This is a genomic window from Pediococcus parvulus (assembly GCF_007990205.1).
GTDB classification, from domain to species: Bacteria; Bacillota; Bacilli; order Lactobacillales; family Lactobacillaceae; genus Pediococcus; species Pediococcus parvulus.
The window spans coordinates 25,869-50,929 of the sequence record NZ_BJWE01000003.1 but is presented as its reverse complement, the minus strand read 5'-3'; the positions used below and the strand labels follow the sequence as shown (position 1 = coordinate 50,929).

At 38.5% G+C, this 25,061-nt stretch carries 21 protein-coding genes; all 21 read right to left on the bottom strand.

Annotated features, from left to right (window positions below):
• Positions 1 to 98 precede the first annotated feature (98 nt).
• On the bottom strand, positions 99 to 1,238 hold the full coding sequence (dnaJ, locus tag PPA04_RS01615; RefSeq protein WP_057782694.1) for a molecular chaperone DnaJ: 1,140 nt from the start codon (positions 1,236 to 1,238) through the stop codon (positions 99 to 101).
• A gap of 111 nt (positions 1,239 to 1,349) precedes the next feature.
• On the bottom strand, positions 1,350 to 3,209 hold the full coding sequence (gene dnaK, locus PPA04_RS01610) for a molecular chaperone DnaK (RefSeq protein ID WP_057782692.1): 1,860 nt from the start codon (positions 3,207 to 3,209) through the stop codon (positions 1,350 to 1,352).
• A 21-nt stretch (positions 3,210 to 3,230) separates the two neighbouring features.
• Positions 3,231 to 3,836 (bottom strand): nucleotide exchange factor GrpE, encoded by a 606-nt coding sequence (gene grpE, locus PPA04_RS01605; protein WP_057782690.1) that lies wholly within the window; start codon positions 3,834 to 3,836, stop codon positions 3,231 to 3,233.
• A 14-nt stretch (positions 3,837 to 3,850) separates the two neighbouring features.
• On the bottom strand, positions 3,851 to 4,891 hold the full coding sequence (gene hrcA / locus PPA04_RS01600) for a heat-inducible transcriptional repressor HrcA (RefSeq protein WP_307723900.1): 1,041 nt from the start codon (positions 4,889 to 4,891) through the stop codon (positions 3,851 to 3,853).
• A gap of 247 nt (positions 4,892 to 5,138) precedes the next feature.
• Positions 5,139 to 6,098 carry a riboflavin biosynthesis protein RibF gene (gene ribF / locus PPA04_RS01595; protein WP_057782686.1) on the bottom strand — a complete coding sequence of 320 codons (960 nt, stop codon included), beginning with the start codon at positions 6,096 to 6,098 and terminating at the stop codon, positions 5,139 to 5,141.
• Between the two features lie 48 nt (positions 6,099 to 6,146).
• Positions 6,147 to 7,064 carry a tRNA pseudouridine(55) synthase TruB gene (gene truB, locus PPA04_RS01590; RefSeq protein WP_057782685.1) on the bottom strand — a complete coding sequence of 306 codons (918 nt, stop codon included), beginning with the start codon at positions 7,062 to 7,064 and terminating at the stop codon, positions 6,147 to 6,149.
• Between the two features lie 132 nt (positions 7,065 to 7,196).
• Positions 7,197 to 7,550 carry a 30S ribosome-binding factor RbfA gene (gene rbfA, locus PPA04_RS01585; protein WP_057782683.1) on the bottom strand — a complete coding sequence of 118 codons (354 nt, stop codon included), beginning with the start codon at positions 7,548 to 7,550 and terminating at the stop codon, positions 7,197 to 7,199.
• A 10-nt stretch (positions 7,551 to 7,560) separates the two neighbouring features.
• Positions 7,561 to 10,107, bottom strand: a complete 2,547-nt coding sequence (gene infB / locus PPA04_RS01580) for a translation initiation factor IF-2 (protein WP_057782681.1) — start codon at positions 10,105 to 10,107, stop codon at positions 7,561 to 7,563.
• Between the two features lie 4 nt (positions 10,108 to 10,111).
• Positions 10,112 to 10,426 (bottom strand): L7Ae/L30e/S12e/Gadd45 family ribosomal protein, encoded by a 315-nt coding sequence (locus tag PPA04_RS01575; RefSeq protein WP_057782679.1) that lies wholly within the window; start codon positions 10,424 to 10,426, stop codon positions 10,112 to 10,114.
• Entirely contained in the window at positions 10,419 to 10,715 is a 297-nt protein-coding gene (gene rnpM / locus PPA04_RS01570) for an RNase P modulator RnpM (RefSeq protein ID WP_057782677.1), read from the bottom strand. Before rnpM ends, PPA04_RS01575 begins: the two co-directional genes overlap by 8 nt.
• A 25-nt stretch (positions 10,716 to 10,740) precedes the next feature.
• Positions 10,741 to 11,844, bottom strand: a complete 1,104-nt coding sequence (gene nusA, locus PPA04_RS01565) for a transcription termination factor NusA (protein ID WP_057782675.1) — start codon at positions 11,842 to 11,844, stop codon at positions 10,741 to 10,743.
• 15 nt (positions 11,845 to 11,859) lie between these two features.
• Entirely contained in the window at positions 11,860 to 12,333 is a 474-nt protein-coding gene (gene rimP / locus PPA04_RS01560) for a ribosome maturation factor RimP (RefSeq protein WP_057782673.1), read from the bottom strand.
• Between the two features lie 122 nt (positions 12,334 to 12,455).
• Positions 12,456 to 16,784, bottom strand: coding sequence for a PolC-type DNA polymerase III (locus PPA04_RS01555; protein ID WP_057782671.1), 4,329 nt, complete (start codon positions 16,782 to 16,784; stop codon positions 12,456 to 12,458).
• A 120-nt stretch (positions 16,785 to 16,904) separates the two neighbouring features.
• Positions 16,905 to 18,620, bottom strand: coding sequence for a proline--tRNA ligase (locus PPA04_RS01550; protein WP_057782669.1), 1,716 nt, complete (start codon positions 18,618 to 18,620; stop codon positions 16,905 to 16,907).
• Between the two features lie 21 nt (positions 18,621 to 18,641).
• Positions 18,642 to 19,910 (bottom strand): RIP metalloprotease RseP, encoded by a 1,269-nt coding sequence (gene rseP, locus PPA04_RS01545; RefSeq protein WP_057782667.1) that lies wholly within the window; start codon positions 19,908 to 19,910, stop codon positions 18,642 to 18,644.
• A 17-nt stretch (positions 19,911 to 19,927) separates the two neighbouring features.
• Positions 19,928 to 20,713, bottom strand: a complete 786-nt coding sequence (locus PPA04_RS01540) for a phosphatidate cytidylyltransferase (RefSeq protein ID WP_057782665.1) — start codon at positions 20,711 to 20,713, stop codon at positions 19,928 to 19,930.
• A gap of 13 nt (positions 20,714 to 20,726) precedes the next feature.
• Positions 20,727 to 21,500, bottom strand: a complete 774-nt coding sequence (gene uppS / locus PPA04_RS01535) for an undecaprenyl pyrophosphate synthase (RefSeq protein WP_260266885.1) — start codon at positions 21,498 to 21,500, stop codon at positions 20,727 to 20,729.
• 174 nt (positions 21,501 to 21,674) lie between these two features.
• Positions 21,675 to 22,235, bottom strand: coding sequence for a ribosome recycling factor (gene frr, locus PPA04_RS01530; protein ID WP_057782661.1), 561 nt, complete (start codon positions 22,233 to 22,235; stop codon positions 21,675 to 21,677).
• Between the two features lies 1 nt (position 22,236).
• The gene (gene pyrH, locus PPA04_RS01525; RefSeq protein WP_057782659.1) at positions 22,237 to 22,959 is read right to left on the bottom strand and encodes a UMP kinase; all 723 of its coding nucleotides are present in this window, start codon (positions 22,957 to 22,959) and stop codon (positions 22,237 to 22,239) included.
• Positions 22,960 to 23,117: 158 nt separating this feature from the next.
• The gene (tsf, locus tag PPA04_RS01520; RefSeq protein WP_057782657.1) at positions 23,118 to 23,996 is read right to left on the bottom strand and encodes a translation elongation factor Ts; all 879 of its coding nucleotides are present in this window, start codon (positions 23,994 to 23,996) and stop codon (positions 23,118 to 23,120) included.
• A 97-nt stretch (positions 23,997 to 24,093) separates the two neighbouring features.
• Positions 24,094 to 24,909, bottom strand: coding sequence for a 30S ribosomal protein S2 (gene rpsB / locus PPA04_RS01515; protein WP_057782655.1), 816 nt, complete (start codon positions 24,907 to 24,909; stop codon positions 24,094 to 24,096).
• Positions 24,910 to 25,061 lie beyond the last annotated feature (152 nt).

Here is a 25,061-nt window from a genome sequence, read left to right as displayed (position 1 = left end):
TGCCAAAAAGTAAAAACACGAAACTAAATGGCAGACAAGCGTCATTAAGAAAATTAATTTGCTTGTCAAAGTTCACCATCTTGTTCGTGTTTAAGATACTACTTAAATTTATCAAAAAATCCATTCTTACCTGAACCAGAAACCTTTTCGCCGCCAGCTTTAGCGAATGCCCGCATAGCTTCTCTTTGTTCTGCATTCATATTCTTTGGTGTTTCAACAATGACCGTAACCTGCTGATCACCATTACCGTTACCTCTTAAACGAGGGGCACCTTTTCCGCGCAAACGGAAGGTCGTCCCGGTTTGAGTTCCAGCCGGTACTTTCATCTTAACATCACCATGAACCGTTTTAACTTGGATTTCGTCACCCAAAGCTGCCTGGACAAAACTAATTCGTTTATCCAGATAGATTTCAGCACCTTCACGCTTGAACACTTTACTTGGTGCTACACGGAAGATAATGAACAGATCACCATAGCCACCACGGTTTGTACCTGCTTCACCCTGACCTTGTAATCGCATTTGTTGACCATCTTCAACGCCTGCAGGAACTGTCACTTTGACTTCATGACGTTCATTTACATGACCAGTTCCTTGGCAAGTTGGACATTTTTCTTTGATTTCTTTACCAGTTCCATGACAAACGTCACAAACTTGTTGTGAAACCATCCGACCTAAAGGTGTATTTTGAGTTACTTGAATATAACCGGCACCATGACATTTTGCACAAGTAACTGGTGAAGTTCCAGGTTTTGCACCAGAGCCATCACATGTCTTACAAAGTGCTTCTCGATTATACTTAATTGTAGTTTTTTTGCCAAACACACCCTCTTCAAAAGTAAGGTCCATTTGATACTGTAGATCTTCACCTTGTTGAGGTTGATTTGGCTGTGCACTACGACCTCGACCACCGCCACCAAAAAACTGGCTAAAAATGTCATCGAACCCGCCGCCACTACCACCAAATCCGCCAAAATCAGCAGAATTAAAACCACCGTTACCACCAAATCCAGCATTTGCATCAGCTGAACCATACTGATCATAACGAGCTCGTTTTTGATCGTCGCTTAAAACTTCATAAGCTTCATTTACTTCTTTGAATTTCTGTTCAGCTCCAGGAGCCTTATTCAAATCAGGATGATACTTTTTTGATAATTTTCGGTATGCCTTTTTAATTTCATCGGCAGATGCATCTTTGGATACCCCTAAGGTTTCATAGTAATCTTTATTCTCCGCCATTATGATCCTCCATTTTTATCGATAAACTTAGAATATCATAGACCAAATGTAATAAAAAGCCAAAGTCGATATGACTTTGACTTTTTATTAACAATCAAGCAATTCAATCACTTATTTTTTGTCTTTGTCAGGATCTACTTCTTCAAAGTCACCATCGACAGTTCCTTTATCATCTTTCTTATCAGATGAAGCTGAACCATCTTTTTGATCACCCTTAGCTTGTTCCTGTTGTTGTGCTTGTTGATATAATTTTACCGAAAGGTCTTGAACAATCTTATTCAAGTCGTCCTTCTTGGTCTTCATATCCTCAACATTATTATCTTTTTGAGCCTTCTTCAAAGCATCTTCAGCATCTTTTGCCTTCTTGATCTCATCCTCAGATACTTTGCCTTTAAGCTCTTTCAAAGTCTTGTCAGTTGTAAAGATTAATTGTTCTACTTCGTTCTTAAGATCAACTTCTTCTTTACGTTTCTCATCAGCAGCTTCGTTTTCTTTAGCTTCTTTCATCATTCGATCAATTTCCTCGTCAGAAAGACCTGAAGAACTCTTGATAGTAATCTTTTGATTTTTACCAGTGCCCTTGTCAGTTGCCGAAACATTAACAATCCCGTTTTTATCAATATCGAATTTAACTTCGATTTGAGGAACACCACGTGGTGCCGGTGGAATATCCGTCAATTGGAATCTTCCAAGCGTCTTGTCATCAGCAGCCATTGGACGTTCACCTTGTAACACATGAATATCAACGGCTGGTTGACTATCGGCAGCAGTAGAGAACACTTGTGATTTGCTAGTTGGAATGGTTGTATTACGATCGATCAACTTAGTGAATACACCACCCATAGTTTCAATACCTAAAGAAAGTGGTGTGACATCAAGTAAAACAACATCTTTAACGTCACCAGTTAAGACACCACCTTGAACGGCAGCGCCAATGGCAACCGCTTCATCAGGGTTGATTGAATGGTTAGGTTCCTTTCCAGTCCAGTTTTTAACAGCTTCTTGAACTGCAGGAATACGAGTAGAACCACCATTAAGGATGATTTCATCAAGATCACTTGCAGAAAGATCAGCGTCACGTAAGGCATTATCAACAGGGGTCTTTGTTCGAGCAACTAAGTCAGAAGTCATTTGATCAAATTGTGCACGCGTCAAAGTTTTTTCCAAATGTAAGGGACCGTTAGCTCCAGCTGAGATAAATGGTAAACTGATTTGGGCTTCAGTTACACCAGAAAGGTCCTTCTTAGCCTTTTCAGCAGCATCCTTCAAACGTTGTAAAGCCATCTTGTCTTGAGAAAGGTCAACACCGTTTTCTTTCTTAAAGTCATCAACTAACCAATCAATGATCTTTTGATCAAAATCGTCACCACCAAGATGTGTATCACCATTTGTAGAAAGTACTTGGAAAACACCATCCCCTAATTCAAGGATAGAAACATCAAAAGTACCACCACCAAGATCATAAACTAAGACTTTTTCATCTTTATCTTGCTTGTCGAGTCCATATGCTAAAGCAGATGCCGTAGGTTCATTGATAATTCGTTCAACGTCTAAACCTGCAATTTTACCCGCATCTTTAGTTGCTTGTCGTTGTGAATCATCAAAATAAGCCGGTACAGTGATAACTGCTTTTTCAACAGTGTCACCAAGATAATCTTCAGCATAATGTTTCAGATATTCCAAAATCATTGCTGAAATCTCTTGTGGTGTATAAGACTTGCCACCAGCACTAACTGTATAACCCTTTTCACCAATATGACGTTTGATGGAAACGATTGTATCCGGGTTAGTAATTGCTTGTCGTTTAGCTACTTCTCCAACCTGAGTTTCGCCATTTTTAAATGAAACCACTGAAGGTGTTGTTCGACTACCTTCTGGGTTAGTAATAATCTTTGGTTTGTCTCCTTCGAGGACTGCAACCGCGGAATTTGTTGTTCCTAAATCAATACCAATAATTTTATTGCTTGCCATTTTATTATCCCTCTTTTTAATTTATTGTGACACAACAACCATTGCAGGCCGTAAAACACGATCTTTTAGCATGTATCCCTTTTGCAGGACACTCACTACTTGATCAGCTTTGCCGCCTTCTTCAACAGCCACCGTTTGAACGGCTTGATGAATGTGTGGATCAAATGGTTGACCAACTGCTTCAATCTCAGTTACATGATTGTCTTTTAAGGCCTTATTCATGTGATCAAAAACCATCTGAATACCCTTTTTCAGTTGCTTTCCATTTTCGTCAGACACCTCAATCGCCAAAGCACGCTCAAGATTATCAATCACTGGTAAAATGTCTTTGGCTAAGTGTTGACCGTCATACTTAACCAAGTTTGCCTGCTCTTTTTCATTTCGTTTTTGAATATTGGCCGTTTCAGCCTTAGCACGAATGTATTGATCAGTTATAGCATCAACTTTACCATTCAATTCGGTAATTTGTTTTTTTAACTCTTCAATCTGGGTAGCCGTTTTTGATTGTTTCTTGGACTTTTTTTCGCCCTTTACTTTTTTATCAGGTTTAACTTTAGTTTTTTTTGTTTCTTTTGTTTGTTTTTCGACCGTTTCATCGATCTTTTCAGTCTTCTTGTCTTCTGCCACTATGTTCACACCTCTCAACTATCATCAATATCGTGGTAATAATCTATCAATCTTCTTGCTAACTCTGTTCGGAACGCACCAACCAACCCAATCATTTTGGAATATGGCATACTCGTTGGTCCCAAAACTGCAATAACACCTTTACCATGTTGATCAACATCGTAAGTTGCTGTAATCAAACTATAATTTTTTAACAGATTATTAGTAATTTCATTACCGATTTGAACCTTAATATTTTGATCTGGCGAACCCAAAACGCTGGCAAGATCCGTCGAATGGTTCATCAAACGATATAAAGATCGAATTGCACCCAAATCATGCTGCTTGGAAAAATCCAGTAAATTTAGCTGCCCACCAACAAAGAATCGTTCAGTTGCTGATTTTTTCAAAACATCTTCGAAAACATCCAAGAAACCCTCTGGCGTTTCAATGTACTTTCCGATTTGATTCGGAATATCCGTTGCTAATCTTTTGAAAACTTCTGACAACGTTAAACCAACTAATTCATCATTAATGATCCGAATAACTGCTTCTAAAGCTTCAGGATCAACGTTTGAAGGCACCTTAAAAGTTCTATTCTGAACGTCACCATTGTCAGTTACCAAAATAGCCATAACACGATGATTTCCTAATGGAACCAATCTGAACCCTTCAAGCTTTGCATCTTTCAATTCAGGCTTTACTGTAAAGGCAGTGTAGCTAGTTAACTTAGAAAGCATATCCGCCGATTCGGCAACGATATCATCAATTTCTTGAAACTGATGATTAAACGAAGAACGTATCTGTCGCAAATCACTCGATTGAACTTTATCAGGTTTCAACAAATGGTCAACATAATAGCGATAGCCTTGGATCGAAGGAATTCGACCGGACGAAGAGTGAGTTTTCTTAAGCAACCCAATTTCTTCCAGCGTCGCCATCTCATTACGAATTGTTGCCGAACTCACATGCATCGGTAATTGGCTAACTAAAGCTTTTGAACCTACTGGCTGACCATCACTCGTATAGATCTGAACGATTGCTTGTAAAATCAATAACTCCCTATCTGTCAGCAAAACCATCACCTCTTTTAGCACTTAGCACATTGGAGTGCTAAGACACTATTAAAGATAACAAATGTTCTTTCAAATGTCAACATTAGTCAAACATTTTTTGATATTTGTACTATTCTTTTTTTAAAAGCCTACTTTTTTGCTTGTATTAAGAGATTTCGTCCAAGGTGCTACAGCATTTTTTGATACTTTACGTTCTGATTTAAATCAGATTTCAATGGCAAGGTATTAACTGAAAAATGCATCTACATTAATTTGATTTTCCATTATTTAAATTCGCAAAATATTGCCGGATGTTTTTTTCATCGGCCTTTAATTGTTCAATTAATTTGTCAGCATTCGCAAACTTTATTTCACCACGCACATAGTGATACCATTCTACGGAAACTACTTCACCATATATTTCCTGATCAAAATCAAAAATATTGATTTCTAACGTGATCGGACGATTTTCTCCAAACGTGACATTACGGCCAACAGAAGCCATCGCTGGCCACCATTTTGTGCCAATTTTGATCCGAACAGCATAAATTCCAATCCCCGGAATTCGTACCCATGGATCTGACAATACATTTGCCGTAGGAAATCCAAGTGTTCGTCCCCGAGCTTCACCATGAACTACTAATCCACTAGTTTGGTAAACATATCCTAAGAACTTGTTGGCATGATCCACATCACTTTTCTTTAAATCATCACGAATTTTGGTTGAACTAACTTTTTGACCGTCTAATAAAAATTCGTTTACTGTCACGATATCAAAACGATCTTTGGCATAACTTGGTAAATGAGTCATATCCGCAATTTCACGTGGCCCGTAAGTATAGTCAAAACCTGCAACGATTGCTTTTGCATGCAGATTAACCATATATTGATCCACAAATTCTTGAGGAGTTAAATGCGCAAAAGTGGATGTGAAACTGACCACATATAAAAAATCAACACCCAAACTAGTCATTAACTCAGCTTTTCGTTTAACTGAGGTCAAATAATGTAAACCATTTAGTCCTGGTTTCGGAAAAACAACAGACGGGTGGTGGTCAAAAGTCATTGCTGCAAGCGGTAATTTTCTTTGATCGGCTTCCTTGCGAGCACACTTGATAACTGCCTGATGGCCAAGATGAACGCCACCAAAAAATCCCATTGCCAAAACAACATCTCCATGAGGAATTTCTTGAGTCTCATATGGATGATGTAAATAAATAATTCTCATAAAATCCTCCCAATAATTCTAAATATCACGTTCTCAAAACTCTCTTAGTTAGTTGGTTAATAACATGGTCATCGGCCGATAAGCTACCCGTTTTTCATCATATTGGTATAGTGCTTGGACCCGATCGTGAAAAGTCAATGCCAATACAGGGGCTGCATTTTTCGGCTGATCAAAATTACTTCCCTGTAAAATAGCACCGTTTTGAACTCTCCGCCAAAGATCGGCATTCAGTTCAAAATGCGGATAATTTTTTAACGCATGATCAAGGGGCCGAATCAAAGTATCGATCGTATTAGTTTCAACAGCCGACTCCAACTGAGCAAAAGTCACCGTTTCATCTAATTTAAACCCGCCACTACTTAGCCTAGTTAATTTTGACATAACTGCCGGCACACCTAAAATCTCACCCAGATCCACCGCCAGCGTCCGAACGTAAGTCCCTTTACTGCACACAACTTTGAAATTAACAGTTTGGGTACCATTGATCTTATCGAAAACGGACCGGGCTTGTCGTTCAAACGTATGAACTGTTATTTGACGTTTTGGTCGTTCAACTTCAATACCCTGGCGTGCATATTCATATAACTTCTTGCCATTAACTTTAATTGCAGAATAAATTGGTGGTATTTGAGTAATCTCACCAGTTAACCGAAGCATAGCCATATCAATTTCAGTATCAGAAAAAGCCTGACTAAGAATTCGTTTCTTGATAACTTCACCATCTAAATCTTCAGTAGTTGTAGAAAAACCAAAAGTTACAGCCCCTTCGTAAACCTTACCTGATGCCATTAGGTAGTTTACAACTTTAGTGGCTTTCCCCACACAGATTGGCAAAACTCCGTCTACATTAGGATCTAATGTACCACTATGGCCAACTTTTTTTTGATGAAGAATACCGCGAATTTTGGCGACACAATCAAAACTTGTCATGCCCCGCGGTTTATACAAAGGAATTATGCCATCCATATAAAACGACCTCCATTTTTTACTGCTTTAAATTATAGCATAGCTTCGCCGTTTCCTTTGAATTTTGGCATCAAAAAAAGAATGGCCATTAAATTCCAGACCATTCTTTTGCGTATTTATAAACGAAATCGATTAATCTTCTGAATTAAGTTTATTGATCAACTTATCAATACGATCGCCATATTGAACTGAGGCATCACGTTCAAAAATTAATTCAGGAGTTTTATAAATTGACAGACGAGAACCCAATTCGCTGCGAATCAGGCCTTTAGCTTTTTGCAAACCGGTGGCAACTCTTTCACCATCGGAAGCCTTATCTGACAAAATACTATAGTAAACAGTTGCTTGCTGAAGATCACCAGTCACATTAACACCAGTGATGGTGATACCCTGCACGCGTGGATCACGAACACGTTTACGAATAATATCACTAATTTCTTTCTCTATTTCCTGACCAAGACGATCAGCTCGATATAATCTTGCCATGTGGATCCTCCTATTCTACAGGAACCTCTTTCATGATATAGGCTTCGATGACATCATCAACTTTAATATCATTATAGCCATCAATTGTAAGACCTAATTCAAAGCCTTGTTTGACTTGTTTAGCATCATCTTTAAATCGTTTCAAGCTGGCTAATTTCCCTTCGTAAATTACAACACTGTCCCGGATTAAACGAACGCCACTATCCTTTTGAATATAGCCCTCCGTCACATAACCACCAACAACAGTTCCAACATGGGAAACTTTATAGATCTGACGAACTTCAACTTGCCCAGTAATGACTTCCTTGTAAGTTGGTTCAAGCATCCCTTTCATAGCGGATTCTACTTCGTCAATTGCGTTGTAGATAACTCGATGTAAACGGATATCCACATTTGAAGAATCTGCCAACTGCTTAGCCTGATTAGTTGGACGAACATTGAAACCAATGATAATGGCATTGCTGGCTTCAGCTAACGCCACATCACTTTCATTAATTGCACCAACAGCGGTATGAATAATGTTTACCCGGACGCCTTTGACATCGATCTTCTTTAGACTGCCAGACAGAGCTTCAACCGAACCCTGAACATCAGCCTTAATGATAAGGTCAACTTCCTTCATTTCTCCTTCTTTAAGAGAATCAAACAAGTTATCCAAAGTGACATGATTATTTGCACGGCGTTCTTCCATCAATGATTCTTTGGCACGTTCTTCACCAGCTGCACGAGCCGATTTTTCATCATCAAAGATCACAAAACGGTCACCAGCTTCAGGGACATCATTCAAACCTGTAATTTCAACTGGGGTTGATGGCGTAGCTTCTTTTACACGACGGCCTAATTCATTTGTCATTGTTCGAACGCGACCAAAGGTACTACCAACCACAATTGGATCACCAACACGCATAGTTCCTTGCTGAACTAAAACAGTTGCGATTGAACCCTTACCAGGATCAAGACTGGCTTCAATTACAGAGCCAGCTCCATTTTGTTCTGGATTTGCTTTCAATTCCATAACTTCGGCTTGAAGTAAGATCATGTCTAGTAATTCGTCCAAATTCTTACCAAATTTAGCCGAAATTTCAACGAAAATCGTATCACCACCCCAGTCTTCAGAAACCAATCCATATTCAGTCAACTGTTCCATAACGTGTTTTGGATTAGCACCAGGTTTATCAATTTTGTTAACAGCGACAATAATGGGTACATTGGCAGCCTTCGCATGATTGATAGCTTCAATAGTTTGTGGCATAACACCATCATCGGCTGCCACGACTAAAATGGTAATATCTGTGATATCAGCACCACGAGCACGCATTTCAGTGAATGCAGCATGTCCTGGTGTATCCAAGAAGGTAATCAACTTACCATCATGCTTCAACTGATAGGCACCAATAGCCTGAGTAATCCCGCCAGCTTCACCAGCAGTAATATGACTATGACGTAACTTATCCAGCAAAGTTGTCTTACCATGATCAACGTGTCCCATAATTGTAACAACGGGAGGACGGCTTTCAAGGTGGTCAGTATTTTCAGCTTCTTCTTCAAACATCTTGTCAATATCAGAAACATTAACAACTTCTTTTTTCTCAGCCTTGATTCCGTAATCTGCGGCTAAAATTTCAATCGTATCCTTATCAAGGGTTTGATTTTGATTAACCATCACGCCAAGCATAAATAACTTCTTGATGATTTCTGCTGGCTCACGATGAATTTTTTTAGCAATTTCGGCTACGTTCGTTCCATCGTTGTATTCAAAAACTTCTGGTAATGGCTTATTTTTTCTTGTTGGTGCTGGTTTGTTATCTACTTGACGTAAACGACCATTCTTCTTACTCTTCTTATTGTATCGACCACGGTTATTATACCGGTTATTATTACGGCCAAAACTTGAATTGCGATTCCCCTGTGAATTTCCACGACGACTATCTCTTGAAGTTGAAGAACCCTGCGAATTACTATTTGACCGGTTGTTTGTATTTGATCGATTATTATTATTTGATGAACGATTCCCCGCATTTGAAGAATTGCTCTGCGTGGACCGTTGTTGTGAATTACGATTCTGAGTACTATTTTGATTATTTCTTGAGTTAGTCCGCGATTGATTTTGTTGACTAGAGCGATTTTGGCTATGTGAGCCGTTATTAGCACTCTGATTTTGGTGTTGCGGGCGATTAGAACCTGTTTGACTAGCCGGACGATTGTGTGTTTGTTCAGTCGTCTTATGGTTATTATTTACAGATTTTGTTTCTTGAGGTCTTTGTGATGTCTGAGTAGTTTTATGTTGCACACTAGTCTCCTGTTTGTGGCCAGATGCACGTTCAACGACTGTTTTACCAGTTTTTGCTGACCGATACATAGTTGGCTTCTTCTTTGGTGTTTCAGATTTTTGGTTATTTTTTGTAGCGAATGATTGTCGAATTTGGCGTTCTTCATTCTCTCCAAGGGTAGACATGTGGTTTTTAACATCAAAACCAGACGCTTTAGCTTTGGCAATAATATCCTTACTAGATACATTAATTTCCTTAGCTAATTCATATATGCGTTTTTTCCCCATATCTTCACGCTCCTTCTTCAATATTTAATTTCAATAAAGCTTTTGCAAATCCCTGATCTTCAATTGCAACAGCTGACCTTGACTGGCCAATAGCCTGGCTTAATGTTTCACGAGTCATAAAAGCTAATAATGGGATTTGATAAGTTGTGCATTTATCAGAGATTTTTTTCTGGGTCGCTGCACCTAAATCTGTGCTAACGACAATCAATTTAGCTTTTTGGCTTCGAATTGATTGTAACACTTGTTGTTCCCCAGAAATCAATTTTCCCGCTCTTCGTGCCAGTCCGAGCAAATTGGAAAACCGATCTTTATCATTCATCTTTGAAAAGTTCCTTTCGAGCTTGTTGATGATCTACATAAGCAATAAGTTCATCGTAAAACTCATCAGCAACCTTAATCTTAAATGTTTTATCAAAAGTTCTCTCATCTTTTGCCTTTTTGGCAATTTTCACATCTAACCCAATGTAAGCTCCACGACCTGGCTTTTTCCCAGTTGGGTCTAAAGAAACTTCATCTTGTTTATTTTTGACAACTCGAACTAATTCCCTTTTGGGGAACATCTCACCCGTTACAATATCTTTACGTAACGGAATTTTTCTTTTCTTCATAGTTATCGAGCCTCCTAATCAACTATTATTGATTATCTTCACTTTCTGAATCTGATTCTGTGACGTCGTCCTCTTCAGGTTCTTCCATTAAATCTTTGGCATCAGTTTCTGATTTTATATCAATCTTATAACCAGTCAACTTAGCAGCCAAACGGGCATTTTGTCCGCGTTTACCAATTGCTAATGAAAGTTGATAATCTGGAACAATCACCATGCAGGTCCGTTCATTTTCTTCGTCAAACAAGACATCGACAACTTCAGCTGGGTTCAACGCATTGGAAATGTACTTAGCAGCATCATCTTCCCATTCAACAATATCCATGTTTTCACCGTTTAACTCATTAACGATGGTCTGAACACGTTGACCTCTGGGACCCACACAGGTTCCAACAGCATCAATATCTGGATCGGTTGAACGGACAGCAACTTTCGCACGGTCGCCGGCTTCACGAGCCACTGAAACAATTTCAACTGTGCCATCAAAAATTTCCGGAACTTCTTGTTCAAACAACCGCTTCAACAAATCTGGTGTGCTTCGGCTTACAAATACTTGTGCACCCTTGCCACTATTTTCAACTTTTGTCACATAAACCTTAATATGATCATGCGGTTCATATCTTTCAGTTGGGATTTGATCTTGTTTAGACATCACAGCTTCAACACCACCAAGATCAACATAGACAAAACGATTATCGCGACGAGCAACTTCACCAGTCACGATTTCATTTTCATATTCACTGTACTTATTATAAATGATTTCCCGTTCTGCTTCGCGAACCCGTTGCAAAATAACTTGTTTGGCTGTTTGAGCAGCAATTCGACCAAAGTTTTTAGGAGTCACTTCAAACTTAATGTGATCACCTAGTTCATAAGCCTTGTTAATGCTTAACGCATCACTTAGGCTTACCTGTTGTTGATCGTCCAAAACCTCATCGACAACTTCTTTAACTGCATATACATGAATATCGCCTTTTTTGTCATCAAACTCTACATCCACATTTTGAGCCTGTCCATAGTTTCGTTTATAAGCCGAAACCAAGGCAGCTTCTAAGGCCTCAATGACAACTTCCTTCTTAATCCCCTTCTCCTCTTCCAAAGTATTGAGGGCACTAATCATTTCTTTACTCATTTTAAATTCTCCTTTTTAAAACTTGATTGCAAAACGCGCAAATCCAATTTGTTTAACCTCAAATTGTTTAGTAATTTTTCTTGTTTTATTCATGTAAGTTAGTTTTATTGTTGTGCCTGAATAATCATCTAAAGTTCCTTCAAAAACTTTTTGGCCATCAATTGGGGCATACAACGAAATATGCACATACCGTCCCACTGCTCGTTGCCAATCATTCGAAGTTTTAATGGGCCGTTCAGCTCCGGGAGAAGAAACTTCAAGAAAATAGGCCTGAGGAAATGGATCCGGCTCTAAACTATCTAGCTTTTCACTGATCTGATCGCTAGCCTCAGCGCAATCTTCAATTGTAATCCCACCTGGTTTATCGATATAAACACGAAGATACCAGCTTTTACCTTCCTTAACAAACTCTATATCCACCAACTCAAACTGGTGGGATTCAATAAGGGGTTCTACTTCCTTTTGTACTGTTTCTACAACACTCGCCAAACTTAAACCTCCAATAAAATTCAAATATTTTCAAGAAAAAGAGTGAGCATTTTCTGCTCACTCACTTGCCGCAATTAGATTCACTATAAGTATAACATATCGCTTAATAACGTACAAATAAGCTACATATCAAACAACGATAATTGATTTTCATCTGGTAAATCCGACAAAACACCATTTTCTGTCATAAAATCAATCAAGGTCTTTGAAACCTTGCCTCGTTTAGACAGATCTTCTTTTGAAAGAAATGGTTTATCTTCACGAGCCGCCACGATCTGTTTAGCCACGTTCAATCCCAGTCCCGGAACCGCGTTGAATGGAGCTAATAGGGAGTTTCCATCAATTAACCACTGTGAGGCATCTGACTTATTGACGTCCACCATTTTAAACGTATACCCGCGCTCTATCATCTCATTAGCCAATTCCAAAACAGTCAAAAGATTTTTTTCTTTAGTAGACGCATCCATCCCTTTATCATTAATAGCCTTCATTGCACTTTTAACAGCATCTTTACCATGAGACATAGAAACTAAATCAAAATCGTCTGCCCGCACACTAAAATATGCACTGTAATATAAAATTGGGAAGTAAACTTTGAAATAGGCAATTCTTAAAGCCATCAAAACATATGCAGAAGCATGTGCACGTGGAAACATATATTTGATCTTCCCGCAGGAATCAATATACCAGTCTGGCACATTTGATTGTTTCATCTTTTCTTCATCACCATCAGGAATTCCGCGGCCATGTCGCACACTCTCCATGATCTGGAATGAAGTTTGGGAATCCATACCATAATGAATTAAATCGGTCATGATATTATCACGACACCCAATCACATCTTTCAAGGTTGCCGTCCCTGCTTTAATTAATTCTTCAGCATTTCCTAACCACACATCGGTTCCATGAGAAAGTCCAGAAATTTGAAGTAATTCGGCATAGGTGGTTGGATGGGTTTCTTCCAACATTCCCCGCACAAATCGAGTCCCAAATTCCGGAACGCCGAAAGTCCCCGTTTTCGACTGAATTTGTTCAGGAGTAACACCTAAAACTTCTGGCCCAGAAAACAGTTTCATAACACCGGGATCGTCCGTCGGAATCGTTTTAGGATCAATCCCTGATAAATCTTGCAAGGCACGAATCATGGTAGGATCATCATGACCCAGAATATCCATTTTTAAAATATTGTCGTGAATTGAATGGAAATCAAAATGCGTCGTTTCCCACGCTGCAGTTTGATCATCAGCTGGATATTGAATCGGTGTAAAGTCATAAATATCCATGTAATCAGGGACAATCAAAATTCCCGCTGGATGTTGACCAGTGGTTCTTTTTACGCCGGTAGCCCCCTTTGACAACCGATCAATTTCTGCATTTCGGAAAGTTTTCCCAGAATCACGTTCATAAGCTTTTACATAACCATAGGCTGTTTTATCAGCAACAGTTCCAATTGTTCCCGCACGGAATACATTTTTCTTACCGAACAAAACCTGCATATAGTTATGGGCAATTGGCTGGTAGTCTCCAGAAAAATTCAAATCAATATCAGGAACTTTATCCCCTTTGAACCCTAAGAAAGTTTCAAATGGAATATCTTGCCCATCCCCAACCAATGGTGTTTGACATTTAGGACAAACTTTATCAGGCAAATCGAATCCAGATCCATATTCACCTTTAGTAAAGAATTCTGTGTATTGGCAGTTAGGGCATCGATAATGTGGTGGTAATGGATTAACCTCCGTAATACCAGACATCGTCGCCACTAAACTGGAGCCAACTGATCCCCGAGAACCAACTAAGTAACCATCTTTATTACTTTTGTGTACAAGCCGTTGTGCAATTAAATAAATAACAGAGAATCCATTCCCAATGATACTCTTTAGTTCCTTATCCAAACGTTCCTTTACAATCCGTGGCAATGGATCACCATAAAGTTCATGAGCTTTATCCATTGTCAGTTGTTCAATTCTATTTTCAGCACCAGGCATTTTGGGAGTATATAGTTTATCTTTAACTGGCTTGATTTCGTCAACCATGTCTGCAATTTTAGCAGGATTAGTGACAACAATTTCCTCGGCCTTTTGTTTCCCCAAGAAGGCAAATTCCTCAAGCATTTCATCTGTCGTCCGGAAATGCACATCTGGCAATGTTGAACGATTAAGTGGATTAGCACCACCCTGAGAATTAATTAAGATTTTTCGATAAATGTAATCTTCAGGATTCAAGTAATGCACATCACCAGTCGCTACAACCGGTTTGTGCAGTTCAGTACCGAGAGCGACAATATTTGATAAAATCTCTTCCAAATGACGATTATCTTGAATGAGACCCTGCTCAATCTCTGGTTGATAAACTGGCTTTGCCATCACTTCCAAATAATCATAAAACTTAGCCTTTTGTTTGGCCTCTTCTTTACCTTTTTGCATCATGGCCGTAAAAACTTCGCCACTACTGCATGCAGATCCCACGATTATACCATCACGAAGTCGTGATAGTTCAGACTTAGGAATTCTAGGTACCCTGTAGTAATATTGCACATTAGAAAGTGATACTAAGCGGAACAAGTTTTTCAAACCTGCCTGAGTGGTTGCAAGAAGCACAGCATGTGAAGGCCGGGCATGTTTGTAAGCATCGTTTTCCGTCATATGGTCGTTCAACTGACTGTGGTACTTAATATGATACCGATCTTCAGCATCTTTTAAAAACAAATGACAAAGGTGGCCAGTAGATTCAGCATCATAGATTGCTCGATGATGGTGTTCCAAACTGACGCCAAATTTTTTAGCCAGTGTATTTAAACGATAACTTTTAAGTGTTGGATACAAAAAACGAGCCAAGGTTAAGGTATCAATAATCGGATTTGTTACTGGAGGCATGTTATAACGAGCATACCCAGTATTCATGAAACCAATATCGAAGGTCACATTATGACCCACAATGATGGCATCCCCATAAAACTCTCTAAATAACGTAAAGACGTCTTTTTCAGATTTCGATCCACGGACCATCTCATTTGTAATACTTGTTAAATTCGTAGTTAATTCAGATAATGGAAAGCCAGGATCAATAAACTCTTCAAACTGGTCAATCACATTACCATCCTGCATTTTCACGGCCGACAACTCAATCACTTTATCGTAAATGGCTGATAGGCCAGTTGTTTCCACATCAAATACAACGTAGGTGGTCCCTTTTAACGGGATTTTTTTATCATTGTAACCAATTGGCACACCGTCATCTACCAAATTGGCTTCAACCCCATACAAAACTTTAACGCCATTCTTCTTACCTGCGGCATATGCTTCAGGAAATGCTTGCAGGCCAGCATGGTCAGTAACGGCAATCGCTTTTTGTCCCCATTTTGCTGCCTGTTGAACAAAGTCCGTGATATTGTTGGTCGCATCCATCTGACTCATGTTAGTATGCAAATGAAGTTCCACTCGTTTTTTACCTTCAGGTGCTTTGTCCTGCCGGGTTGCATGACTAATCTCCATTACATCATAAGCATTCAAAGTTAAGTCGCGCATAAAAGTATCTTCTTGAACTGTTCCACGCACTTTAACCCAAAGTCCCTTTTGAATAGTAGAAAAGAGTTGTTCTTCAGCTTCATTCTTTGAAAACTTTTTGACTGTAATGGAAGAACTATAGTCTGTGATCTTAAATATTAACAACTGTCGCTTAGAACGCAGGGTTCGGACCTCAGCATCAAATATATAGCCTTCCGCAACAACTGACCGTTCTTCTTGGGTAATATCTTCTAATCGGGTGATAGCTTCATCAGGATTAATTTGTTTACCAATGCGAACAGGCCCCCCATCTGGAATACCACTAGCCTGTTTTTTTTGTCGTTTTTCATCTTGTTTCAGAATTGCCTGCGATGCTTTTTGTGCCAAAATTGCATCGTTTTTCTCTTTTTTCGCCTTTAATTCTTCAATCATACTTTGTGAATCGGACTCATCGACAATTGTGTGGATTGAAAACTCAGGAAATCCATATTGTTGATAAGAACTTTCAATTGGTCCCAAAGCTGTGGTGGTTAAAAAATTTTGAACCACTTCATTTTGCGCCGCAAACAAAATTCTACCGTCATTCAGGCTTGGTAAATTATGTCCACATAATTCTTGTGTGAGCGGAGATGAAATATGACTATTTTTCACAATCCATTCCCAATAATTATCAATTAAACGAATATCCAACTTGGCATTTGAAGTCTGAATATTAAAAGCAACTCGTGCAATCGATTTAAAGGCGATTTGTAAATGATTATCAAGTTGTTGAAAAACTGCAAAGGGTAAACAATCCTCAAATTTAAAAGAGAATTCCCATACCTTCGATTTTTGATGAACAACAACTTTCTTAACCTCCGCATTTACAAAACTCGGATCATTTGGTTCCGGATAATTAATTTGTTCGAGAAGTTTTTTAAATTGTTCATTAGAATTTAGACTCAAGATTTGATTCCTTCCCTTTTTTACAAAAACTAATAATCATGAAGATAACGGCAAATTGATATATAGACTGAATCCTTCATCAACTTGCCGTTATATTAACTCATTTGTTGGTAACGTTTCCTAGTTTTCATCCTTCAGAAGAATGCCAACTGAATTTTTCAATTCCTCAATTTTAACTTCCAAGGTTTCACCTGTTTTACGTAATTTCACTTCAACAATACCTTCTGAAGATTTTTTACCAACCGTAATCCGAACAGGAATACCAATTAAATCAGAATCAGCAAACTTCACGCCAGCACGTTCTTTCCGATCATCAACCAAAACTTCATAACCTGCTTCAGTCATTGTTTCTTCAATTTGCTTGGCTAAGGCCATCTGCTCGTCATTCTTAGCATTAACTGGAACAACATGAACATCAAATGGTGCAATATTCTTTGGCCAAACTAAACCATGGTCATCTGCTTTTTGTTCTGCAATTGCAGATAACAATCGACTAACACCAATTCCATAGCAACCCATAATAACTGACTTAGCACGTCCGTTTTCATCCAAAACGGTGGCACCCAAAGCATCTGAGTAACGCGTTCCCAATTTGAAAATATGACCAATTTCGATTCCCTTGGTAAAGTGCAGCTTACCTTTCCCATCTGGTGCAAGTTCTCCTTCTTGAACTGTTCTGAAATCACCAAATTGATTAACCTTCAAATCACGATCGATATTTACATTCTTATAGTGGTATCCATTTTCATTAGCTCCAGTAACTGCATTTACCATGTTTTTGACATAAAAATCAGCTAAAATTGTGATATTTTCAGCATCCACATTAACGGCACCTAAGGAACCAAAATCAGCATTTAAATACTTTTCAGCTTGATCATCATTTGCAGGTACTAACTCACCAGCATTCAAAAAGTTTTTAACTTTAACTTCATTAACTTGGTCGTTACCACGAACTAAGACAAGAACTGGTTTTTCATCGGCAATGTACAATAACGTCTTAATGAGCTTCTTTGAGTCAACGTCCAGAAATTTGGCAACTTCCTCAATTGTCTTAGCATTTGGTGTCGCAACCTTTTCCAATGTCATTGGTTCTTCACCTGCAGAAACATCATCTACATATTTACTGCTTGCCATTTCTAAATTAGCGGCATAATCACTTTCTTTTGAATAGGCAATCGTATCTTCACCAACAGGAGCTATTGCAGAGAACTCTTTTGAATCATTACCACCCATTGCACCAGCATCACCAACAATTTCTCGGTAATCTAAACCACAAGCATCAAAAATATTTTGATAAGCCTTTTCCATGTCACGGAATGTTTTGTCCAAACTATCCGTCTCAGCATGGAACGAATAAGCATCTTTCATCAAAAACTCACGGCCACGAAGCAATCCATAACGAGGGCGATCTTCATCCCGATATTTCATTTGAATTTGATACAAAGTAAGGGGTAATTTTTTATAAGATTTAACTTCATCCCGAATCAAAGTTGTAAAGGTTTCTTCATGTGTTGGGCCAAGAATAAAATCACGATCATGACGATTCTTAAATTTATACAACTCTGGCCCGTATGTTTCTAATCGTCCTGACTTCTCCCAAAGTTCAGCGGGTAAAACAGCAGGCACTAGCATTTCTACCGCATCGATTTTTTCCATTTCAGAACGTATGATTTTTTTTATTTTTTCAATTGTTCGAAATGCGAGTGGTAGATACGCATACATCCCGGCAGATACCTGACGAATATACCCAGCCCGTAACATCATTTGATGGCTTTTAGCTTCAGCATCATTTGGAACTTCTTTCAAAGTTGGAATTAACATTTTTGATTGTTTCATATTTTCCTCCGTTAGTAGTTATTATTTAAAGAAATACCGTTGAATATCGTTCCAGGTTACAGCAACCATTAAAAGCATCAAAAGTCCGAAACCGATGAGGGTAATTATACCTTCCGTTTCTGACTTTAATGGTTTACGACGGATCCCTTCGATAAAGTTCAATAAAATTTTCCCGCCATCTAATGCGGGAATTGGAATCAAATTAACAATTCCAAGGTTTAGTGACAGATAAGCCAACATGGTCAGCACCGAAACAAAGCCAAGTTTGGCTGCCTCAGAAGTTTGTGCATAAATAGCAACTGGTCCACCAAAATCGTTCACACTAAATCCATGCGTTATCATGTGTCCAAGAAGTGTGAAAATCATAGTTGTCAATTTCCAAGTTTCAGTAAAACCGTACATAATGCGAGCGCCAAGATTGCGTGTCATCGAACTTTCAATCCCTATCTGGCCAACTTGTCCTTCATTTCCCTTAACCGACTTCGGAACTAAAGTATAAGTTAATTTCTTTCCATTTCGGTTAACTTCAATTTTTGTTTTTTTCTTTGGTCGACTAGAAATTGTGTCCTGCAAATCTGTCCACGAATTTGTGGATTGCCCTGCAACTGACACAATTTGATCATTAGTTTCCAAACCAGCTTTTGCAGCGATTGAGTCTGAGACAACAGAAACCTGATTGGAGTTGGTTGGGACTGCTCCTTGGAGAATACCAACAAGGGCAAAAACAATGATTGCTAAAATGAAGTTATTCATTGGCCCAGCAAAATTTGTAAGAATTCGTTGCCATAACTTTGCAGATTGAAACTGAACATCTTTAGGTGCAATTCGAACTTTGGTTCCATCACTTTCAATTATGGATGCATCATGGTCAACTTCATAGCGCTTTAAGTTTTGTTCGTCACCATTTTCGTAGCCTTCAATCCAAAGCTCAGTCTCCAAATCGCTATTCGTCACTTCAACAGGAATGCCGTTTAAAAGAGTTGTATCGTGACTAGTATTAATTGTCTCGATTTTTCCATTTTTACCAGTAATTAAGCTGACTGGCATCCCCGGTTTCAGCTCCTCACCAGAATCTTCTAATCCTGCCATGCGCACATAACCACCAACCGGCAAAATTCTAAGGGTATATGTGGTCGCATTCTTAGAATAAGAATAGATTTTAGGACCCATTCCAATCGAAAATTCACGCACTAAAATCCCAGACTTTTTGGCAAAATAAAAATGACCAAATTCATGAACAATCACTAAAATACCAAATACAATTATGAATGTAATAATCGTTTGTATCAATGGCAAACCTCACTTAATTAGATTAATCCGAATAAATGAATAATCGGTAAGACAAGTAACATGCTATCAAAACGATCGAGAATTCCACCGTGACCTGGCAAAATATTACCAGAGTCTTTCACGGAGAAGTAACGTTTTAAGGCCGATTCAACTAGGTCACCAAATTGACCGGTTATAGAGAATATCAACGTTAACAAGACCATTAAAATGAAATTATATTGGGTTGGATAAAAAATTAAAAATACGGAACCGATAATTGTAGCCACAACAGTCCCCCCAATAGAACCTTCCCAAGTCTTGTTTGGGCTGATATGGGGAGCCAGTTTATTTTTTCCAAACCGCTTACCAATCATATAAGCTCCACTGTCGGTTGACCAAATGACAAACAAAATATATAACAACATGGACAACCCAACACCTCTAGCCGCTATAAAGTAGTAAAAACCAAACCCAATGTACAACATCGCTAAAGTGACCGCACCCGCATCGTCAAAAGAAAAACGATTGCGACTAACAACTGTTCGAATCAATAACGCAAGTACACACAAGAAGAAAACAAAAACACGATCAATTTGGGGTGGCAACCAGCCAAACCAACTAAGTGGTGCAATTAATGAAAAGACACCTATGTCTGCAATAATTGCTTCCGGAGAAACCAAAAGTAACTTTTTCATCATTAAAACTTCATTAACAGCAATCAATCCAAGCACTATGCCGGCGATGTCGATGAGCCAACCTCCGTAAACAATAACCGGAATAAAGATAATCAAGGCAATAACTGCTGTTGTCACACGTTGTTTCATATTATAAACTCCCTTATTTTAAACCGCCAAAACGACGATTCCTTTGTTGATACTCATAAATACAATCTCTTAATGTCGCATCAGAAAAATCTGGCCACAATTGATCCGTAAATACTAATTCGCTATAAGCAATTTGCCAAAGTAAAAAATTAGAAATTCTTTCTTCCCCGCTTGTTCGAATTAACAAATCCGGATCGGAATAAGGTTTTAATTCCGCAGTCATTAACATCGAATCAATTGTCTTATCCGTAATTTCTTCAGGGCTAATTTTATTCTGATCCACTTGGGCTGCAATCTTTTGAACAGCGGTAACAATTTCCGCTCTACCACCATAGTTAAGCGCAAAGTTTAACACCATTCCAGTACATTTTTCCGTATCTGCAATTGCATTTTTCACGGCTTTTTGTGTATAGTCTGGTAGCTGATCAATATATCCCATTACATTCACGCGAACATTATGTTTAATTAAATCTGGTACAAAAGTATCGAAAAAGTCGGTTGGCAAATGCATTAAAAAACTTACTTCTGCAGATGGCCGTTTCCAATTTTCCGTAGAAAAAGCGTACAAAGTCAAAATTTTCACGCCTAACTTACTAGCACTAATCGTAATTTTCTTCACGGTGTTCATGCCTTCCCGATGTCCCGCAATTCTCGGCAAATGCCGTTTCTGTGCCCATCTTCCGTTACCATCCATAATAATAGCTACGTGACTGGGAATATTATGATCATCTAAGGTATTAAAAGAAAGCTTTTCGTCTTTACCCTTTTGAGTATTTTTAGAGAACACTTTACCACTCCATCTCATATTCATGCATAATGTCTATTTTAGCAGAATTCTTCAGAAGTTAACATTCCTAGCAAAAAAAAGCTACTAGTTCTTCAATTTTAAATTAAAATTGATAATAAAAAAACACAAACAGCACTGATAATTCAGGCTCTTTGTGTCAATTAGTCATTAAAATTACTCAGATAAAACTTCTTTTTCTTTATCTGCTACAATTCCATCAACAGCTTTAATTGCGGCATCCGTAACTTTTTGTGTTTGAGTTTCTAAATCATGCAACTGATCTTCTGTAAAGGTACTATCTTTTTCGCCTTTTTTAAGCTCATCCATTGCATCGCGACGCACATTACGGACTGCTACTTTAGCGCGTTCACCTTCAGCTTTAACGTCTTTAGCTAATTCTTTACGTCTATCTTCAGTTAACTGAGGAATAACTAATCGAATTGCACTACCATCATTTGATGGATTAATACCTAAATCTGACATTAAAATTGCTTGTTCTAAGTTCTTTAAAGCTGATTTGTCATAAGGTGTCACCATAATTACTCGAGCCTCTGGAATGCTGATTGAAGCCATTTGATTAACAGGTGTCGGTGTTCCGTAATAATCAACCTTAATTCGATCTAACAAACTAGCATTAGCGCGTCCTGCTCGAATATTTCCTAGCTCACGTTGCAATGCCTGTTCAGCCTTTGCCATTTTGTCTTGTGCTTTTTTAATAATTTCATTTTGTGCCATATTATTTTCCCCTTACTGTAGTTCCAATTTTCTGGCCTTCAACAACTTTTTTAATATTTCCAGGTTGATTTAAATTGAAAACAACCAACGGAATATTGTTTTCCATAGATAGGGAACTTGCAGTTGTATCCATAACATTAAGTCCCTTATCTATAATATCCATATGTGTCAACTCTTCATATTTGGTAGCTGAAGCGTCTTTGTTAGGATCTGCAGAGTAAATTCCGTCAACACCATTCTTAGCCATTAAAATAGCGTCCGCATTTATTTCTGCACCTCTTAATGCAGCGGTCGTATCAGTAGAAAAGTATGGGCTACCAGTACCAGCTGCAAAAATGACAATCCGATCTTTTTCTAAGTGACGAACTGCCTTCCGACGAATGTATGGTTCAGCAATTTGACGCATTTCAATTGCCGTCTGAACACGAGTGGGAACACCTAACGATTCCAAGCTGTCTTGCAAGGCCAACGCGTTCATTACTGTAGCTAACATACCGATATAGTCAGCTTGAACGCGTTCCATACCCATTTGTTCACCAGTTTCACCACGCCACATATTACCGCCACCGCAAACAATTGCAATTTGAACGCCCATATCATGAACATCTTTTAACTCTTGAGCTACTGTTTTAATAACAGGTGGATTAATTCCTGATCCTTTATCGCCTGCAAGTGCTTCGCCACTAAGCTTCATGATTACCCGTTTATATTTAACTTCTGTCATGGTGTTTCCTCCTCGTTTCTTCCGTTCTAGTTTATCATAAAATTAGCCAATAGAGCCATCTATTCGCTAATTTAGTAAATAGTTCGTTTCTATGTAGCAAAAAAGGTGTCTTGTTTTCACAAAACACCTAAAACTGTAAGTAAGGACTAAGAACTAGCCTATTTACCCATTTCTTTTTTAACTTCTTCAGCAAAGTTAGCAGATTTCTTTTCGATACCTTCACCAACTTCATAACGGATAAATGATTTAACCTTTCCACCCTTTGAAGCCACATATTTAGCAACTGTTTGGTCTGGATCTTTAACAAAATCTTGATCATCAAGACTAATTTCTGCTAAGAATTTGTTAAGTCGGCCTTCTACCATCTTATCGATAATTTTTGCTGGCTTTCCTTCTTCTTCAGCTTCCTTGGTCAAAACTTCACGTTCATGATCCAAGACTTCAGCGGGAACCTGACTACGATTTACATACTTAGGATTAATTGCAGCAACGTGCATAGCAATGTCCTTAGCAGTATCATCATCAGCACCGTCCAATACAACTAAGGTAGCAATCTTACCACCCATGTGTAAATAAGCACCAAAATGTTCGTTTTCAGATTTTTTAACAACATCAAAACGACGTAAAGTGATTTTTTCACCAGTCACCTGAGTGGTTTCAATAATGTCATCATTAACTGTTCCCTTAGCGGTTTCAAGCTTCAAAGCATCCTCGATAGATGCAGGAGCACTCAAAGCAAGTTGAGAAGTAACTGCTTTTACTAAGTCAATAAATTGATCATTGGAAGCGACAAAGTCAGTTTCTGAGTTAACCTCAGCAATAGCTGCTTGATCATTATGAATTTCAACATCGGCTAAGCCTTCAGCAGCGATTCGATCACTTTTCTTTTCAGCTTTGGCAATCCCTTTTTCACGAAGAAAATCAATTGCCTTATCCATATCACCATCAGTTGCGACTAATGCTTTTTTAGCATCCATCATACCAACACCAATTTTGTCACGTAACTCTTTAACTTGTGATGCAGAAATACTTGCCATAATTATGGCCTCCTTTTAGTAAATTCTAAATTCCATTAAAAAGGCCATCTCAATCTCAGGCCAAAAAGGTCGAGACTTACGACAGCCTAATAATTAACTATTTTGCAGAGTCTGATCCGCCCTCAACAGTTTTTTTGAGATTCTCAAGAGAATCTGTCGAAACGTCAATTGCTGCTTCTTTAACAGGAGCTGCACTTTCAGTTGCTGCTGGTTGAGCATCGTCTTGATCTTCACCTTGACGGCCCTCAATAACGGCATCAGCCATTTTTGAAGTAATCAAACGAACAGCACGAATAGCATCATCATTTGATGGGATAATAACATCAATTTGATCAGGATCTGTATTCGTATCTACCATAGCAATAATTGGAATGTTCAACTTACGAGCTTCTTTTACCGCGATTTGTTCCTTACGAGGATCAACGATAAAAATAGCATCTGGAACATGTGGCATATCTTCAATACCACCCAAGAACTTCTCCAACTTGTCTTTTTGTTTGTTAAGAAGAGAAACTTCTTTCTTTGGCAAACGTTCAAATGTACCGTCTTCATTCATTTTTTTGAGATCTTTAAGACGTTTGATACGAGTTTGAATTGTGTTCCAGTTAGTTAAAGTTCCACCTAACCAACGATGGTTAACATAAAACTGACCTGCACGTGTAGCTTCTTCTTCGATTGCAGTTTGTGCTTGTTTCTTCGTACCAACAAATAAAACAACACCATTGTTTGCTGCAATATCTTTTACAAAGTTGTATGCAGAATCAATCATTTTAACTGTTTTTTGTAAGTCAATGATGTAAATTCCGTTACGTTCTGTAAAAATGTATGGCTTCATCTTTGGATTCCAACGACGTGTTTGGTGACCAAAGTGAACACCGGCTTCAAGCAATTGCTTCATAGAAATTACTGCCATAATAAAAATACCTCCAATAGTTTTTTCCTTCCCAATTTTCCTTTGATTTGAGAACTCAATGAGCACTGGTCAAATCATCCAACTGGGTGTGAATTTGGTTTAACACCAGCAATAAGTATACCGAAAATGCGCATTTAACGCAAGTAATACTT